The 16,995-nt window shown below is 61.9% G+C and carries 11 protein-coding genes and 1 riboswitch; of the genes, 5 read left to right on the forward strand and 6 right to left on the reverse strand.

Annotated elements, in window-relative coordinates:
* From EDD78_RS03010 to EDD78_RS03020, 3 genes are read left to right on the forward strand one after another with little or no spacing between them, the layout of a single operon-like run.
* A complete protein-coding gene (locus EDD78_RS03010) occupies positions 1 to 3,615 on the forward strand; it encodes a response regulator (RefSeq protein WP_132083914.1) in 3,615 nt (1,204 codons plus the stop codon).
* Complete coding sequence (locus EDD78_RS03015) at positions 3,590 to 3,949, forward strand: Hpt domain-containing protein (protein ID WP_079699506.1); 360 nt, start codon at positions 3,590 to 3,592, stop codon at positions 3,947 to 3,949. The genes EDD78_RS03010 and EDD78_RS03015 overlap by 26 nt, the downstream gene beginning before the upstream one ends.
* 5 nt (positions 3,950 to 3,954) lie before the next feature.
* Positions 3,955 to 8,589, forward strand: coding sequence for a PAS domain-containing protein (locus EDD78_RS03020; protein WP_132083915.1), 4,635 nt, complete (start codon positions 3,955 to 3,957; stop codon positions 8,587 to 8,589).
* 38 nt (positions 8,590 to 8,627) lie between these two features.
* On the opposite strand, the gene EDD78_RS13920 is transcribed toward EDD78_RS03020, so the two are convergent.
* The 6 genes from EDD78_RS13920 to EDD78_RS03045 form a co-directional block, all read right to left on the reverse strand.
* Complete coding sequence (locus EDD78_RS13920; RefSeq protein WP_165873090.1) at positions 8,628 to 8,801, reverse strand: hypothetical protein; 174 nt, start codon at positions 8,799 to 8,801, stop codon at positions 8,628 to 8,630.
* 89 nt (positions 8,802 to 8,890) lie between these two features.
* Positions 8,891 to 10,006, reverse strand: coding sequence for an ABC transporter ATP-binding protein (locus EDD78_RS03025; RefSeq protein ID WP_132083916.1), 1,116 nt, complete (start codon positions 10,004 to 10,006; stop codon positions 8,891 to 8,893).
* Complete coding sequence (locus EDD78_RS03030; RefSeq protein ID WP_132083917.1) at positions 10,006 to 11,037, reverse strand: FecCD family ABC transporter permease; 1,032 nt, start codon at positions 11,035 to 11,037, stop codon at positions 10,006 to 10,008. Before EDD78_RS03030 ends, EDD78_RS03025 begins: the two co-directional genes overlap by 1 nt.
* A 32-nt stretch (positions 11,038 to 11,069) precedes the next feature.
* Complete coding sequence (locus EDD78_RS03035) at positions 11,070 to 12,221, reverse strand: ABC transporter substrate-binding protein (protein WP_132083918.1); 1,152 nt, start codon at positions 12,219 to 12,221, stop codon at positions 11,070 to 11,072.
* Positions 12,221 to 13,117 carry a hypothetical protein gene (locus EDD78_RS03040; protein WP_079699501.1) on the reverse strand — a complete coding sequence of 299 codons (897 nt, stop codon included), beginning with the start codon at positions 13,115 to 13,117 and terminating at the stop codon, positions 12,221 to 12,223. The genes EDD78_RS03035 and EDD78_RS03040 overlap by 1 nt, the downstream gene beginning before the upstream one ends.
* A gap of 120 nt (positions 13,118 to 13,237) precedes the next feature.
* Entirely contained in the window at positions 13,238 to 14,200 is a 963-nt protein-coding gene (locus tag EDD78_RS03045; RefSeq protein ID WP_132083919.1) for a sirohydrochlorin cobaltochelatase, read from the reverse strand.
* Between the two features lie 194 nt (positions 14,201 to 14,394).
* Positions 14,395 to 14,574, reverse strand: a riboswitch (cobalamin riboswitch).
* 164 nt (positions 14,575 to 14,738) lie between these two features.
* Here EDD78_RS03045 and EDD78_RS03050 point away from each other — a divergent pair.
* Together EDD78_RS03050 and EDD78_RS03055 are read left to right on the forward strand one after the other, a co-directional pair.
* Positions 14,739 to 15,413 carry a response regulator transcription factor gene (locus EDD78_RS03050; RefSeq protein WP_079699499.1) on the forward strand — a complete coding sequence of 225 codons (675 nt, stop codon included), beginning with the start codon at positions 14,739 to 14,741 and terminating at the stop codon, positions 15,411 to 15,413.
* Positions 15,403 to 16,905 (forward strand): sensor histidine kinase, encoded by a 1,503-nt coding sequence (locus EDD78_RS03055; RefSeq protein WP_286170681.1) that lies wholly within the window; start codon positions 15,403 to 15,405, stop codon positions 16,903 to 16,905. The genes EDD78_RS03050 and EDD78_RS03055 overlap by 11 nt, the downstream gene beginning before the upstream one ends.
* Positions 16,906 to 16,995 lie beyond the last annotated feature (90 nt).

A 16,995-nucleotide genomic window follows, 5' to 3' on the forward strand; every position in this document is an offset into this window, starting at 1 on the left:
ATGAGAGATCAAATGACGCTCGAAGGAACGGTGCGCGCCCTCTGCCGGGCCTGGTTCGAGGAGCGCGACGTCGCGGGGACGATGGCTTTTTTGTCGGACGACGTGCATTTCGTCGGCACCGGCGAAAACGAGTTTGCCGTAGGGACGAAGCAGATGGAGCAGTACCTGCGGCAGGACATCGCGGAGATACCCGAGCCGTTTGCCTGCGAGCTGGGCCTGATCCAGGAGCAGGAGCTGGCGGAAAGCCTGTACAGCATGTCCTGGCAAATGACGCTTAAAAACCCGCTCTATTCCTGGCATCTGCGCTGTTTCATGACCCTTTTGGAGGACGGGCGGGGCAGGTGGCAGATCAAAAGCCTGCACTTCGCCGAGCCGAGCGGCAGCCAGCAGGGGGACGAGCATTATCCAAAGGCGCTGGTGATGGAGAATATCGCCCGCCAACGCCAGGAGCTGATCAACGATTCCCTGCTCGGCGGGATGATGGGCGGCTACATCGAGGAGGGCTTCCCCTTCTATTTTATCAACCAGCAGATGCTGCGCTACCTTGGGTACGAGAGTGAGGAGCAGTTCGTTTCTGATATCGGCGGCATGATCTCCAACTGCATGCACCCGCAGGACCGGGAGATGGTAGACGGGAGCGTGGCCGGCCAGCTGGAGGAGAAGGGCGAATACGTCGTGGAGTACCGGATGAAAAAGCGGGACGGCTCCTACATCTGGGTCCATGACCTCGGGCGCAGGCTGACGGCGGAGGACGGGAGGCCGGCCATCGCCTCGGTCTGCGTGGACATCACGCCCCAGCGGGAGGCGCAGGAGGAGGTCCTGCATCTCTATAACAATATCCCCGGCGCGGTCTTCCGCTGCCGGTACGACGAGCACCTTTCCGTCATCAGCGCCAACGATGGCCTGTTCGAGTTTTTGGGCTACACCCGGGAGGAGTTCGCGGTCATGGGCAACCGGATGTCCGCCGTGATCTTTTCCGAGGACCTGCCCTGGCTTTTCCGGCGGCTGGCCGAGCAGCTCAGGGATGGGAACAACATACATACGGAGCACCGCCTGATCTGCCAAGGCGGCAGGGTCAAGTGGGGCTCGGTCAAGGCGCAGCTGCTCACCGAGCAGTCGGGCGAGCGGTATTTTTACTGCGTGTGCGTGGACGCCACCGAGGAGAAGAAGCTGCAGGAACGCATGCGGGAGCTCTACGACCAGGAGCTGGCCTATTTCACCGAGCATGCGGCGGCCGAGGGCAGCGTGCAGGGGCGGGTCAACGTCACCCAAAACAGGGTGGAGAGCCATCTTTCAAACGCCAGCCTGCCCGTCGGGCAGACGAAGGGGACCTATGACCAGGCCATCGAGAATATGGCTTCCTCCGCGCTGGACCCGGCCTGCGGGGAGGGAATCCGCCGAACCCTCGCGCGGGAGAAGGTGCTTTCCGACTTCGACGTCGGGAAGGTGGACTACCGGTTCGAGTTTTTGCGCAGGTCGGGGGACGATCAGCTCTTCTGGAGCAACACCGGGCTGCGCTCCTGCCGGGACCCGGAGAGCGGGGACGTCGTGGCCTTTTTCTACACCATGGACGTCACCGAGCAGAAGCTGCAGGAGGAGCTGCTCAAACGGATCGCGGCGCACGACTACGACAGCGTGACGGAGGTCGACATCCTGCGCGACGCGTACCGGATGCTCTTCTTCAACGGCAGCCGCAACCGCATCCCGTATACGGGCGAATTTCAAAAGGAGATCCGTGCGCTCGCCGGACGGTTCATGGATGAGTCGGCCAGGGAGGTCTACCTCAAAAACCTGGATTACGGCTACGTCAGGGAGCAGCTGGAGCAGCGGGAGTCCTATTCCTTCGTGGCGGAGATGAAAAATGAGGCGGGCGACGCGCAGGTCAAGCGCTTCCAGGTCTTTTACATCAGCCGGGAGCTCGGGCGCGTCTGCCTGACGCGCACCGACGTGACCGACGTGGTCCGCCAGGAGCAGCGCCAGAAGGAGGAGCTCGCCACCGCGCTGATCGCGGCCAAGCAGGCCAACGCCGCAAAGAGCGACTTCCTCTCCCGCATGAGCCATGAGATCCGCACCCCGATGAACGCCATCATCGGGATGAGCACCATTGCCGCGCAGGCCATCGGGGACGACGAGCAGGTGGCGGACTGCATCTCCAAAATCGGGATTTCTTCGCGCTTTTTGCTCTCGCTGATCAATGACATCTTGGATATGAGCCGGATCGAGAGCGGGAAGATGCTGCTTAAAAACGAGAAGATCCCGACCGAGGAATTCCTGAATGGGCTCAATTCCATCTGCCATGCCCAGGCGAGCGCCAAGGAATTGGATTACGAGTGCGTGGTGGACCCGCTGCTCGACGACTACTATATCGGCGACGCCATGAAGCTGCAGCAGGTGCTGATCAACGTTTTAAGCAACGCCATCAAATTCACCGGCGAGGGGGGAAAGGTGACCTTCTCGGTCTCCCAGCACCGGCGGGGGAAGGGCAGCGCCACGCTGCGCTTCGTGGTCAACGACACGGGGATCGGCATGGACGAGGAGTTCCTGCCCCATATCTTCGAGGCCTTCTCCCAGGAGTCGGCCGGGACCACCGCCCTGTTCGGCGGCACCGGGCTGGGGCTGGCGATCGCGAAAAACATCGTGGACATGATGGGCGGCAGGATCGACGTGCGCTCGATCAAGGGGATCGGCACCGAATTCACCGTGGATGTGAAGCTGGGCCTCAGCGGGGAGGAGAAGCCGCACCATCAAAAGAAGCACAGCTACAACTTCTCCCACCTCAAAACCCTGGTGGTCGACGACGACGTGGCCGTCTGTGAGAGCGCCGTCGTCACCCTGCTCGAGATGGGGGTCAAGGCCGAATGGGTGGACAGCGGGCACAAGGCCGTCGAGCAAGTACGCAGGCTTTGGGCCGGTGAGAAATATTACGATATGATCCTGATCGACTGGAAGATGCCCGATATGGACGGGATCGAGACTGCGAGGCGTATACGGGCCATCGTGGGAGAACAGGTCACCATCATCATCATGACCGCCTACGACTGGATTTCCATCGAGCACGAGGCCAAGCTCGCGGGGGTAAACCTGTTGATGAGCAAGCCGATGTTCAAGTCCTCCCTGGTCTCCGCCTTCTCAAAGGCCCTGGGCGAAAAGGAGGAGGCGGCAAGGCCCGAGGAGCACGCGGGCTACGACTTCACCGGCAAACGGGTGCTGCTGGCCGAGGACAACCTGCTCAACACCGAGGTAGCGGTGCTGCTGCTCGAGAGCAAGGGCTTCAAGGTGGAGGCGGCGGAAAACGGGCTGCGGGCAATGGAGCTGTTCAGCAAGTCCGCGCGGGGGTATTACGACGCGATCCTCATGGACATCCGCATGCCCCTGATGGACGGCCTGACCGCCGCTTCCAACATCCGCCACCTGAGCAATGCCGACGCCAAGACGATCCCCATCATCGCGATGACGGCCAACGCCTTTGACGATGACATCGACAAGAGCAAGGCGGCCGGGATGAACGCGCACCTGGCAAAGCCGATCGACCCGGGACGGCTCTATCAGACGCTGTATGACTTCATTTGCAAAAGAGAGGAAGAGGAAAATGAGCAGTTTCAGGGAGTGCTTTGAGGCGTACGGCGCAAACTATGACGTTACCATGGAACGGTTTATGGGCAATGAGGCGCTTTATCTGCGGCTTTTTGGCATGCTGTTCGCGGACGACAATCTGCAGAGGCTTGGCGACGCGCTCGCGGCGGGGGATATTACCGGCGCCTTCGAGGCGGCTCACACGCTCAAGGGCGTGACGGGGAACCTGGGGCTGGAGCCGCTCTATAGGGCCGTCTGCGAAATCGTCGAGCCGCTGCGCTCCCGGGAGGAGCGCGACTACAAGTCTATGCATGAAGAGATCCTCGCGCAGTTTCAAAGGGCGCGGGAGCTGCTGGACAATTTGAAGGAAGGGTGAGGAGCATGGAGCAAACGGGCCGTCCTTCCACCGAACAGATGGCACAGGTTCTGGACAACGCGCCGGTGGCCATCCTGGTCAGCGCCCTGGAGAGCCGGGAACTGCTCTACTGTAACCGCCTGGCAAAGGAATCCCTGCAGCTCGATGGGGACGGCGGGAAGCTCACCTGCTACAGGGCGGCGGGCTTTCAGGAGCCATGCCCCTTTTGCCATGCCGGGCAGATGAGCAGCTGCGAGCTGCTCGAGCGCATCTATCACCACCCGCTCAACGGGCGGGCCTACCAGCTCAGCGGCAAGCTCATCGACTGGGCCGGGCAGCCGGCGCACATCGAATATATCCTGGACGTCACCGACCGGCAGCGGGAGGAGGAGCGTTCCAGCGCCCTGCGCGAGGAGCTGCTGCGCACCTTCAGCAGCGTCCCGTGCGGCCTTTGCGTCTATCTGGCCGACGGCAAAAAGATTTCGCCGGTCTTCCATAACCCGGCTTTTTACGAGATCATGGGCTATTCCGAGGAGCACGTCAGCCAGGTGGAGCGGGAGACGAGCTATCTGGGGGTGCACGAGCAGGACCTCGGGCTCCTCAAGGAAAAGGTGAAGCGGGCGCTGGAGTGCGGCGGCGTCATGCAGCATACCTACCGGCTGTGGAACGACAGGGCGGGGGAGTACCGCTGGATCCGCCTGGACGGGTCGGTCAAGTCCCAGCCGCAGGGAGGCAAGCTCCTCTACTGCGTCTATACCGATGTCAGCGAACAAAAGCGCCTGGAGCAGGAGCTCGGCGCCACCAGCGAAAAGATGCAGGAGATCATCAATACGATCCCGGGCGGGATCGCCATCTATAAGGTGAGCGACATCTTTGAGACGGCCTATTTTTCCGACGGCGTGCCCGAGCTGACCGGATACTCGGTGGAGGAGTACCGGGAGCTGATCCGGCGGGACGCGGCCGAGATGATCTATTGGGAGGATGTCCCCGCCGTCCTTGAAAGGGCCGGGGAGATCATCAGGACCCATCAGGGCGCCAGGCTCGAGTTCCGCAAGCAGCACCGCAACGGGCAGCTCGTATGGGTGCGCGTCCAGGCCAAGTGGATCGGCGAGGAGGACGGCTGCCCGCTGCTCTACTGCGTGTTCCACAACATCACCGACCTCAAAAACGCGCAGCTGGAGATGGACCATCTGCTGGGCTCCATCCCCGGCGGGATCGCCAGCTACCGGGTCGAAGGCTCCCGCTTTGTCCCGACCTATTATTCGGACGGGGTGATGGCGCTCTCAGGTCATACGCGGGAAGAATTTGGCGGGCTGGTGGGGGATGACGCGCTCAACACCGTCTACGAGGCGGATCAAAAAAGGGTGCGCGCGGCGGCGAAGGCCGCTCTGGAGAGCGGCGGCGTGCTGGACATCTCCTACCGCATGCGCCACAAGGACGGAAGCCTGATCTGGATCCACCTCAACGGCCGGCGCATGGGCCCGCTGTCCGAGAATCCCCGCTTTTACGCGGTGTTCACCAGCATGTCCTCCGCGGAATCGCGGCTGTTTAAGAGTATAGCCAACGAGACGGCGGACGGGATCTACGTCATCGACAAGGAAAACTACGACCTGCTTTATTCCAACGAGTCGAAGCGCCTCTTCGGCAGGGAGGAAACCCAGGTCGGGAAAAAGTGCTACGCGGCGCTGCACGGCAAAACGGCGCCCTGTGAGTTCTGTACCCTCAAAAGCCACGCCCCGGACGGGAAAGAGCACGAGATGGCGCTCGGGGTCGAGGGGCGGTATTTCAGCACCCGCTTTCGCGAGATCGACTGGAACGGGATACCGGCCTACGTCAAGTACGTCCAGGACGTCACCGAGGATGTACAGGCGCAAAAGGAGCGGGAGCGCCTGGAGCAGTATTTCCAGACGGTGGTCAAGCATCTCGCGGGCGGGATCGCCGTAATACGCTATGAGCGCGACGGCCGCCCGGTGCCGGAATTCCTGTCCGACGGCTTTGCCGCGCTGACCGGCATGACGCTGCCAGAAGCCTGGGACCTCTACCGGCAGGACGCCATGGCCGGGGTGCACCCGGACGATCGGGAGAGTGTGAACGGGCAGATGGCCGCCTATATCGCCGGCGGCGAGAGCCGCTGCGAGATCATTTACCGGCTCAAGAAGGGCGACGGCAGCTATGTCTGGGTGAAAAACACCCTTTCGATCATTCAGAGCGAGGGCGGGGAGAGCCGGGTCTACGCGGTCTACCACGACATGACCCGCGAGCTCGAGGAGAAAGAGCAGCTGCGGCAGCAGTACAACGACCTGATCCTCCAGCACTACCGCATGCCGGGGCCCAACGCCCTGGTGGTCGGCCACTGCAACATCACCCGAAACCAGATTTTGGAGATCATCGACCACACCCATTCCGGCCTGCTCCGCACCTTCGGCACGGTGCGCGAGGAGTTCTTTACCGGCCTTTCGGATTTGCTGCCCGATCCCGGCGAGCGGCGGGAATTTTTAGAGACTTATCTCAACGCCCCCTCCCTGGAGGCCTATCAAAGGGGGGATACCGAGCTGATCCGGGACTGCTTCATCCAGCTGCCCTACGAAAAGCTGGGGCGCTATGCGCGCTTTAAGGTCAACCTGGTGGAGACCCCCGACACCGGCGACGTGACCGGGATATTGACGGTGACCGACATCACCGAGCAGACCATCTCGGACCGGATCCTCCATCAGCTTTCTGTCGCCAGCTACGACCTGGTGGCGGATGTCGACCTGCGAAGGGACTGCTACACCATCCTCACCGGGGACACCACCCGCGGGGACGTCCCCGTGCGGCAGGGCTGCCACTCCGAGCACATCGAATATATGCTGCAGCACCAGGTGCTGCCCAAGGACAAGCAGCATGTGCAGGAAATGCTCGACCCGCAGTATGTGATCGGGCGGCTCGGCAGCCGGGGGTCCTATTCCTTCGCCTATTCCATCCAGGAGAAGGGGGACATCCTGACCAAGAACCTGACGGTTTCGGCCACCGACCTGCGTCTGGGGCGCATCTGCCTGGCCAGGACCGACATCACCGATTCGGTGCGCGAGCAGCAGGGGCTGCTCAACGTTATCGCCTATACCTTCGAGCTGCTGGGGTTCATCAACCTGGACCAGGGGCGCATGACCATGTACACCCGCCAGACGGTGCTGGAAAACCTGCCGCCCTTCGAGGTGGAGGATTATGGCAGCTCTCTGGAGCGGATCGTGGGCTACTACACCGGCGGCGAGGGAAGGGAAGAGATCGGGGAGCAGTTCCAGCTCAAAACCATGATCCGGCGGCTTGAGGAGAAGCCTTCGGGCTACGACGTCGCCTTCCCCTACCACGGGGAGGAGGGGCTGCGGTATAAGCAGGTAAATGTGCTGTGGGGGGACCGGGACCACAAGACGGTCTGCATGGTGCGCGCGGACGTGACGGATATGCTGGCCGCCGAGCGCCGCAGCAAACAGGCCCTTCAGAAGGCGCTGGCCCTCGCCGAGGAAGCGAACCGCGCCAAGAGCGATTTTCTCTCCTCGATGAGCCACGACATCCGCACGCCGATGAACGCGATCATGGGCATGACCTCCCTGGCCATCGCCCACATCGGGGAGCAGGGGCGGGTGGAGGATTGCCTGCGCAAGATTTCTTATTCCTCGCGGCACCTGCTCAGCCTGATCAACGACATCCTGGATATGAACAAGATCGAGCGCTCCAAGATCACTTTAAACCATATGCATGTTTCCCTGCCCGAGCTGGCGGAGCAGCTTTGCGCCATGCTCTCGTCGCAGGCGCTGTCCGCCGGGCTGCGCTTTGGGGTGAGCATCCCCGAGCTGCGCCACCCGTATTTTTACGGGGACCCGCTGCGGATCAACCAGATCCTGATCAATATCATAGGCAACGCGGTCAAATTTACCCCGGAGGGCGGGGAGGTGTATTTCGCGGTGGAGGAGCTCCCGCCCGAGCGGGGGGAGGGGAACGTGCGCTACCGCTTCACCGTGCGCGACACCGGGATCGGCATGTCCGAGGAGTTCTTGGAGCACATTTTCGAGCCCTTTACCCGCAATGGCAACACCCAGCGCGTCGAGGGCACCGGGCTGGGGCTGAGCATCACCAAGGGCCTCGTCGACCTGATGGGCGGCCGGATCTCGGTGGAGAGCGAGCTGCACAAGGGCACCACCTTCTTTGTGGAGCTGGAGTGCGAGGCGGCCGCCCAGGCGCCGTGCGCCGCGCCCCAAATCGAGATGGGAGCCGAAAACATGAGGCGGGAGCGGGCGCTCGACGGGCGCCGTTTCCTGGTCGCCGAGGACAACGCCATCAATTCCGAAATCCTCTGCGAGCTGCTGCAGATGTATGGGGGACAATGCGTTGTGAAAACCGACGGCATGCAGGCGGTGCGCGCCTTTGCCGAGGCCGGATCGGGGACCTACGACGCGGTGCTCATGGACATCCAGATGCCCGTGATGAACGGCTACGAGGCCACGCGCGCCATCCGCGCGCTGGAGCGCCCCGACGCCAAAACCATCCCGATCATCGCCATGACCGCCAACGCCTTTACCGAGGACATCCAGGCGGCGCTGGAGGCCGGGATGAACGAGCATGTGGCAAAGCCGATCGATCTAAAAGTACTTTGGGAGACCCTGAACCGGTTGCTCGGCAAATAAGAAGCGGCCCCGTGAGCCAAAGGCTCACAGGGCCGCTTTTATAGATCGTCCGCGTCCTGGACCGGTACCTCGTTGGGATTTGCCGGCTGGCCGGTGTAGCTGCCGAGCGGGTCGGTGCGCTCGTCGCTGAGGTTCGTCAGCCGCAGCGCCTGCCGGGTGGGCTGCGCATGGGCGCCGGCGTTTTTCTTGTTTTGCTTGTCCGCTTGTTTCAATCTCGATCTTCCTTTCCCATTGATTGCAGTCTTAGTTTTCTCCGAAACCGCAGGAAGATACGGGATTTTTGGTTTTCTCTTTGGCAGCGTCACAGCTCCTGCGCGCTTTCGATAATCCGCAGCCCGAGCCGCCCGGCCTCCTCGAAGAGCTCCCGGTTTTTTTGGTTCATTTCGCCGTAGCTCTTCAGGCAGCAGAGCACCGTGCCGCAGGCTTTCATCCGCTGCAGCGCCCGGGCGTAGGCCGCCTTGCCGATCCGCTCGAAGGCGGGGGCATAGACCACCTCGTTTGCCAGGTCGCGGGCCAGCTGGTAATCGACGTCGTTTTCGTGCAGGATCCCGGTGGCAAAGGGGATGCCGCTTTTGTGCAGCGCCCGGTAGGCGGGAATCCCCGTGCCGCCCCCCGCGATCACGAACACCGCCGCCTCGCCGGGGGAGCGCTCCATCTCGAAGCTGCCGAAGAGGGGATTGTAGCTGCCGTTGCTGAGATCATACAGCTTGCAGATGAGCTCCCGGCAAAAAATCTCCTCCGGCGGGCCGATCTGAACGACGTATTCGCCCCTCAGGCACATCACCAGGTCGGAGATCCGCTGCGCCAAGTCGAGCTCGTGCAGAGACATGATGACGGTGATGCCCCGCTCCCTGCTCATCAGCCGCAGAATCCCCAGCAGCTCGAGCTTGTAGCGCACGTCGAGATAGGAGGTCGGCTCGTCGAGCACAATGATCTGGGGCTGCTGGCAGATCGCCCGCGCCAGCAGCACCCGCTGGCGCTGCCCGTCGCTGATCTCGGTGAAATCGCGCTCGCGCAGCTCCCAAATCCCTACCAGCTCCATTGCGCCCTGCACCTGCTCACGGTCCTGCGCGGAGAGGATGCCGAGCATCCCGGTATAGGGGTAGCGCCCGGTGGCGACGACGTCCCCGCAGGTCATCAGCTCGGTCTTGAGCCTTTCGGTCAGCACGACGGCCACCTGCTTTGCGAGGGCGAGGCTGCTCATGCCGTCGATCGTGTCCTCGCCGATGTAGACCGTGCCGCAGATGGTTTTCAGATATTTCGCAATGCTTTTGAGCACCGTCGATTTGCCCGAGCCGTTCGGCCCGATCAGGGTCAGGATCTGCCCCTTTTGCAGCTGTATCCCGATGTCGCGGATCAGGGGCACGCCGCCGTAGCCGACGGTGAGACCCTTGGTTTTAAAAAAGTAGTCCGCCATCAGCCGCGCACCTTCTTTCTCAGCAGGATCCCGATCACGATGGGCGCGCCGATCACCGCGGTCACCGAGCTGATGCTCAGCTCCATCGGCGCGAAAACGGTCCTGGCGATCAAGTCGCACCCCAGGCAGAAGATTGCCCCGCCCAGAAAGCAGACCGGGATTACGATCAGCGGCTTCGAGGTCTTTAAAAACGACTTGACCAGGTGCGGCACGGCGATCCCAACAAAGGAGATCGGCCCGGCAAAGGCGGTCACACAGGCGCTCAGCACGCTCGAGAGCACCACCAGCACCACCCGGAACACCTTGATGTTGACCCCCATGTTCTGCGCATAGCCCTCGCCCAGCTGGTAAGCGCCGATGGGCTTGGACATCAAAAAAACCACTGCCGAGGTGATGAGCACCACCGCCGTCATGACCCGCACGTCCTCCCACGAGGCACCCGAAAAGCTGCCCTTGGACCAGTTGTGCAGGTTGATTATACTCGCATCGTCCGCGAAGGTGACGATGAAATCGGTGATCGCCGAGCAGATATAGCCGATCATCACCCCGCTGACAATCAGCATCGACGCGCGCTGCACGGTACGCGCCATCAGCAGCACGAAGCCCATCGAGAGCATGGCCCCGACGAAGGCCACCGCGATCATGGAGGCGGAGCTGACGGTTTGGTGACGGCTGAGCGCCGCCACCATGAAGATGGCGACGGTCAGCTTGGCGCCCGACGAGATGCCCAGCACATAGGGTCCGGCGATGGGGTTGTTAAAAAAGGTTTGCAGCAGAAAGCCCGACAGCGCGAGCGCCCCGCCCAGGATGACGGCGGCGCATGCGCGCGGCAGGCGCACCTTCCAGATGATCCCCCGGCCGGTTTCACTGCCGCCCCCGAAAAAGAGGATGTCGGCGATTTCACGCGTTCCCAGCCTCACGCTGCCGAGCTGGATGTTCATCAGCACCAGCGCGGCGAAGAGAAGCAGGAAGAGCGCCACCACAACGCAGTAGCGCAGCTGCCTTTTTGCGCGTTCTCCCCTCATTTCCATATCCTTTCCCCCGCGGCGCGCCCTTGGCGCCGTCACCTTAGCTTATACATATAGTGCAGCTCGCCCGGGCCGTCGTCCCCCTGAACGAGCATCTGATGAATGTCCGAAATCATCAAACCGAGCTGGGTCGTCTCCTGGAACAGGTTCTTGTCGGTACACCAGACGTTGCCGTTTTGCACGGCCCTAAAGTCGGCGAGCAGGCCGCATTTGGCGGTCAGCTCGTCGAGGGAGGAGAGCTCCCCGCCGATGGTGCTGTTGTAGATGATGTAGTCCGCGTCCTTGGCCGTCGCGTAGAACTGCTCCATTTCCAGCGTGACCGTGCTGGTGGCCTTTTCGGGGTCGCCCAGGTTCTCAAAGATATAGTTGCCGCCGGCCAGTTCGATCATCTTGGTCACATAGTCGCCCGACTTGCGCGCCACGGCGTAGCCGGACGAGCTGATGTAGAAAAAGGCCACCGTCTTGCCGGTGTTCTCCTCGCTTGCCAGCTCCTCAAGATAGGCCGCCTGCGTATCAAAGAGCCGCTGGGCCTCCTCTTCCTTGCCCAGCAGCACGCCGTAGAGCTTGATCCATTCGGTGCGCCCGAGGGGGTGGCTTTCAAAGCTCGACTGCTCGACGAGCACCGGCACGCCGAGCTCCTCGAGCTTCTCCTTCACCTCGGGAGAGTGGTTGATCATGGTGTTCTCGATCGCCAAAGAACAGGAATTCGAGAGGATCAGTTCGTAGTCCGGGGCGTTGTATTTGCCCGCATAGAGGATCTCCCCGCGTTCCATGGCTTCCTTCGCGTTTTCGATGTACCAGTCCTCGGCCCGGCTCCCGGACAGGCGGATGCTTTGCAGGGAGTCCAGCGCGTCGAAGAGGCACATTGTCGAGGTGGCGACGAGATAGAGGTTTTCCACCGGCTGCTGTAAAACGACGACATCTTCCCCGATCTCCTCGGGGACCTGCTGTCCCTGCGGAACGACCAAGTACCGGCTCCCGTCCGAGATCGAGATCAGGGCGTACCCGCCGCGGTAGTAGTCCACGGCAAAGTTTTTGGCGTACTGCAATTCCATGCTGCGCTCGGGTCGCCAGGCGCCGTCCTGCCCCGCGGCCGGCCCGCCCGGGGAGCTGGACGCGCAGCCGCCGAGCGGGGAAAATGCCAGCGCGGCGGCAAGCGCGAGGGCAAGAAACCGTATCCTTTTCATCACTGCGCCGCCGGCTCCAGGGTCGCCGAATCGAAGTGCAGGGTGTATTCGATCTCGTGCGGCTGGCTCATGGCGACGGTCTGGGCGCTGACCGCCATATCCTCGTCCAGCGTGACGGGGATCTCGAAGGTGGAATTCCCACCCTCGCCCAAGGGGTTATAAGTGGTGCCGTCCACCTTCATGAATTCATAGTAGGGGCTGCTCCACACGAGGGTGGCGACCGCCTTGCCGCCTTCGATGCGGAGGGCGGCCGGGGACTCCACCGACGTGCGGCCGGTACCGCCCGCAAGGGTTACCTGTACCGTGTACTGCCCATCCGGAAGAGTGGGGCAGGAGACGCTTTCGGAAACCGCCTCCTGTGGGATCAAATAGGACTGGAACACCAGGGTGCGGTCGTACCACTGCTCCTTGCGGATACTCCATGCGGCGCAGTCGACTTCCACGTTCAGCGCCGGGACCGGCACTTGATAGGTGTACTTGCCCTCCTCGTTTTCCACGAAGTAGATGCACTTCTCGTCCGTGTCGGCGAGCGCCTGCTCGGCGGTGCCGGGGTAGAGCTTTTCATAGCCGGTGCCGCTGAGGGTCAGCAGGGCCGACATCTCTGCGCCTGCCACGGTGAGCTGCGCATCGACGATGCGGAACATCGACGAGCTGGACGAGACCTCGATTTTGTATGTACCCTCTTTGATCTGGCTGGCGTAGACCGGCTCCGGTTTTTCCTCTTCGGCGGGCTGGCTCTCGCTCTCTGAGGAGGCGTCCGCCCCGCTCTCATTGGCGCTCTCTGCGCTCGAAACCGGCGCGCTCGGCGCGCCCTCGGGGGCCGGGGTCTTGGGGGAGCACCCGGCGGCGAGGATACAAGCCAGCAGGGCGGCCAGCAGGATATGACTTTTTTTCATGCAGACGTTCTCCTTATAAGGCGGCAATTTGCCGAAAAATGTTCAAATATCGTTGTTTGTATTTTACCCCGTCGCGGCGCGGTTGTCAAAGCCGTTCGCGGGGTGCCCGGGCGCCGGCGGTTACTTTGCAATCAGCGCCTTTGCGTGCGTAACGAACATCTTCTGAACCGACTCGTACTGGCCGAGGCCCTTGAGGACGCACTCGACCTCGAAGCCCTCCTGCTCGAAGACATTTTTCCAGGAGCCCTCCTCATCGCCCGCCATGTCGTTGTTGGCGTGGTCGCCCGCAACGATCATCAGCGGCAGGAGGACGATCTTGCCGGCGCCGGAGTCTTTGACGAGCGCCAGAACGTCGTCAAGAGAAGGCGTGGCCTCGACCGTGCCGATAAAGTAATTGCCGTGGCCGGCGGCGCTTATGTGCTCCTGGAGCTTCGCATAGGCGGCGTTGGCCTCGTGCTCGGTGCCGTGGCCCATGAACACGATGGCGGTGCCCTCGGCGTCATACTCCTTCGTCGCAGCGGTGATGGCGGCGGCAAGCTCGTCGTAGTCCGCGTCGGCATCCAGCAGCGGCCGGCCGACTTTGAGGGAATCAAACTTGTCCTGATAGGGGGTGACCTCGGCGACGACGTCGTCGTATTCATAGCCGCTCATCACATGGGTGGGCTGCACCACGACCTCCCGAACGCCGTCGGCGACCAGGCGGTCCATCGCCTCGGTCACATTGTCGATGGACAGGCCGTCGCGCTCCTTCAGCTTGTCGATGATGATCTGGCTGGTGAACGCGCGGCGCACCTCATATTCGGGGAACGCCTGTTGCAGCGCGTTTTCGACCCCGCCGATGGTCAGGTCGCGGTTGTCGTTGTAGCTGGTGCCGAAGCTGACCACCAGCAGGGCCTTGTCCGCAGCGGCGGAGGATTCGGCGGTGGAGGAGCTCTCCTCCTCGCTCCCGGCGGCCGGGCCCGCCTCGGGAGCCCCGCTTTCACTTGAGGAATCCGCTTGGGTGCCGGAGCAGCCCGCCATGGCCAGCAGGGACATGGAAAGGGCCAGGATCAAAGCGGCGATCTTTTTGACGTTCTTCTTCATTTTCTATTCGTTCCTTTCTTTCAAGCTCCTTAGCCTATTTGCCGGCGGGCCGGACAGACGGCCCGCGAAAGGGCAATAAAAAGCGCCCGCGGATCCCCCGCAGGCGCTTGGTCTGAGCACAGATAGAAGACATACCCTCGGTATGCCTCACATATGTCCAGGACCCCGGTGTCCGCAGGGCTGCACGTGCCGCTTTGCGCGGCCGGGAACAGGCAAGTATTCTGGCTTATCGCTTGCATCCATAATCGGATGCCGTGACCGGCGCCTTCCCAAAAAGATTTCAGTGGCGCATGCCGGAAACGACGGCGAAATACAGCAACGGCCTTGCGTGGGATTCTCACCCAGCTTCCATGGCCCATTCCCGCTATTCAGTTCAGGGACAGTATAGCATCGCGCTGCACCCTTGTCAATCCGCGCCAGAAGCGCGCCGCGGTTTTTTGGCCAGTTTTCACGGTTTCATCACAAATCCGTCACAGTCGCTTTTTATAATGAATTATGGTATCATCAGAAAAGGACAGAGTTGTGGCGGAGGGATGACATGTACAGGATCCTGGTGGTGGACGACGAAGAGAAAATTCGTACCATGATCAAAAAATACGCGGTGTTCGAGGGGCACGAGGTCAGCGAGGCACAGGACGGGATGGAGGCGGTGGAGGTCTGCCGCAGCGAAGCGTTCGACATCATCATCATGGACGTGATGATGCCCGAGCTCGACGGCTTTTCTGCCTGCCGGGAGATCCGCAAGTTCTGCGACACCCCGGTGCTGATGCTCTCGGCGCGCGGTGAGGAATACGACAAAATCCACGGCTTCGAGCTGGGGGTGGACGACTATGTGGTCAAGCCCTTTTCGCCCAAGGAGCTGATGATGCGCGTTTCGGCCATCCTAAAGCGCAGCGCGCGGGGGGACGGGGAGCCGCAGCGGGAAATCGTTTCGATCGGCGGGCTGACGGTGGACTTTACCGGGCGGGTGGTGACCATCGACTCGGAGCGTGTAGACATGTCCCCCAAGGAATATGACCTGCTCTTTTACATGGTCAAGAACCGCGGGATCGCCCTGACGCGCGAAAAGCTGATCAGCGACGTGTGGGGCTATGATTTCTATGGGGACGACCGCACGCTCGACACCCACATCAAGCTGCTGCGCCGCACACTCGGCGGCTACAGCGGCCATATCGTCACGCTGCGAGGGGTGGGATACCGTTTTGAAGAATAAGCGAAAAGAGCTCAGCATTAAATGGAAGGTGTTCGCCTATCTCAGCGCCTTTGTCGGGGCGCTGCTGGTGCTGCTCTGGCTCTTCCAGATCGTTTTTCTGGACAGCTTCTACCAGGCGATCAAAACCCGGGCGATCAAAAGCGCCTCGGAGAGTATAGCTAAAAACATTAACGACAGCGACCTGCAATCCTACCTCGAGGGGATCGCCAACCGGGACGACATCTGTGTGAGGATCCTCTCCACACAGGGGGAGGAGCTCTATTCGGTGGACATCCGCCCGGACTGCATGATCCACAAGCTCCCGGCCCAGGCGCTCGTGGAGCAGTGCTTCGAGAAGGCCGAGGGGAACGGCGGGACGGCCTTTGAGACTTTTTCGACCGATTTCGTCCTTCCTCCGCACGAGGCCATGCGCGACAAGCAGGACGGGGACGGCGGGGAAGAGAACTGGGAGAAGGACCGCCGGGGCTATAAAAAGAAGCGGGAGGTCGTCATGCGCAGCATGATCCACGCCGAGATCGTCACCTTCGCGGACGGCACCGACGCGATCATCCTGTTAAATTCGGTCATCTCCCCGATCAACGCGACGGTGGAGACCCTGCGCGTCCAGCTCGGCTATATCACGGTCATCCTGCTCGTGCTCTCGCTCTTTATCGCGCTGCTGCTCTCCCGGCGGGTCGCAGAGCCCATCATCTCCATCAACGACAGCGCCAAGGAGCTGGCCCGTGGCCGCTACGACACCCGCTTTGGCGGGCGGGGCTACCGCGAGGTCAGCGAGCTGAGCGATACCCTCAACTACGCCGCCAAGGAGCTTTCCAAGGTCGAGCAGCTGCGCCGCGAGCTGATCGCCAACATCTCGCACGACCTGCGCACCCCTTTGACCATGATCACCGGCTATGCCGAGGTGATGCGCGACCTGCCGGGGGAGAATACCCCGGAGAATGTGCAGATCATCATCGACGAGGCCAACCGCCTGAGCACCCTGGTCAGCGACGTGCTGGACATCTCCAAGTTCCAGTCCGGCACCCAGGAGCTGGCCCCGGGCGAGTTCAGTCTGACCGCGCTGGTGCGCGAGATCATCGGGCGGTACGGCAAGCTGACCGGGCAGGAGGGCTATCAGATCCGCTTCGACTACGGTGCGGAAGTGATGGTGAACGCCGACGAGGTACGCCTCTCGCAGGTGATTTACAACCTCATCAACAACGCCATCAACTATACCGGCGAGGACAAGTCCATCACCGTGCGCCAGACCGTTCATGAGGGCAGGGTGCGCCTCGAGGTGATCGACAACGGCGCGGGGATCGCGGCTGACGAGCTGCCGCTGATCTGGGACCGGTACTACAAGGTGGACAAGGCCCATAAGCGCGCCGCCGTCGGCAGCGGGCTGGGGCTCTCGATCGTGCGGGGAATATTGGAGCTGCACCACGCCGACTACGGGGTGGAGAGCACGCCCGGCAAGGGGAGCACCTTCTGGTTTGAGCTGCCGGTGCTCTAGCCGGCGACTGGGATTGCCTGTAAAAAGAATCGATTAAAATTGAAACGGACCGTTAGAAACGATTTCTAACGGTCCGTTTTTTGCTTTCGG

This window comes from Harryflintia acetispora (assembly GCA_004340125.1).
GTDB classification, from domain to species: Bacteria; Bacillota; Clostridia; order Oscillospirales; family Ruminococcaceae; genus Harryflintia; species Harryflintia acetispora.

Bases quoted from the DNA above. Each gene is read 5' to 3' on its own strand.
- EDD78_RS03045 (WP_132083919.1), bottom strand. From the start codon at position 14,200: ATGAAGAAGAACGTCAAAAAGATCGCCGCTTTGATCCTGGCCCTTTCC.
- EDD78_RS03035 (WP_132083918.1), bottom strand. From the start codon at position 12,221: ATGAAAAGGATACGGTTTCTTGCCCTCGCGCTTGCCGCCGCGCTGGCA.
- EDD78_RS03020 (WP_132083915.1), top strand. From the start codon at position 3,955: ATGGAGCAAACGGGCCGTCCTTCCACCGAACAGATGGCACAGGTTCTG.
- EDD78_RS03010 (WP_132083914.1), top strand. From the start codon at position 1: ATGAGAGATCAAATGACGCTCGAAGGAACGGTGCGCGCCCTCTGCCGG.
- EDD78_RS03050 (WP_079699499.1), top strand. From the start codon at position 14,739: ATGTACAGGATCCTGGTGGTGGACGACGAAGAGAAAATTCGTACCATG.
- EDD78_RS03030 (WP_132083917.1), bottom strand. From the start codon at position 11,037: ATGGAAATGAGGGGAGAACGCGCAAAAAGGCAGCTGCGCTACTGCGTT.
- EDD78_RS03025 (WP_132083916.1), bottom strand. From the start codon at position 10,006: ATGGCGGACTACTTTTTTAAAACCAAGGGTCTCACCGTCGGCTACGGC.
- EDD78_RS03015 (WP_079699506.1), top strand. From the start codon at position 3,590: ATGAGCAGTTTCAGGGAGTGCTTTGAGGCGTACGGCGCAAACTATGAC.
- EDD78_RS03040 (WP_079699501.1), bottom strand. From the start codon at position 13,117: ATGAAAAAAAGTCATATCCTGCTGGCCGCCCTGCTGGCTTGTATCCTC.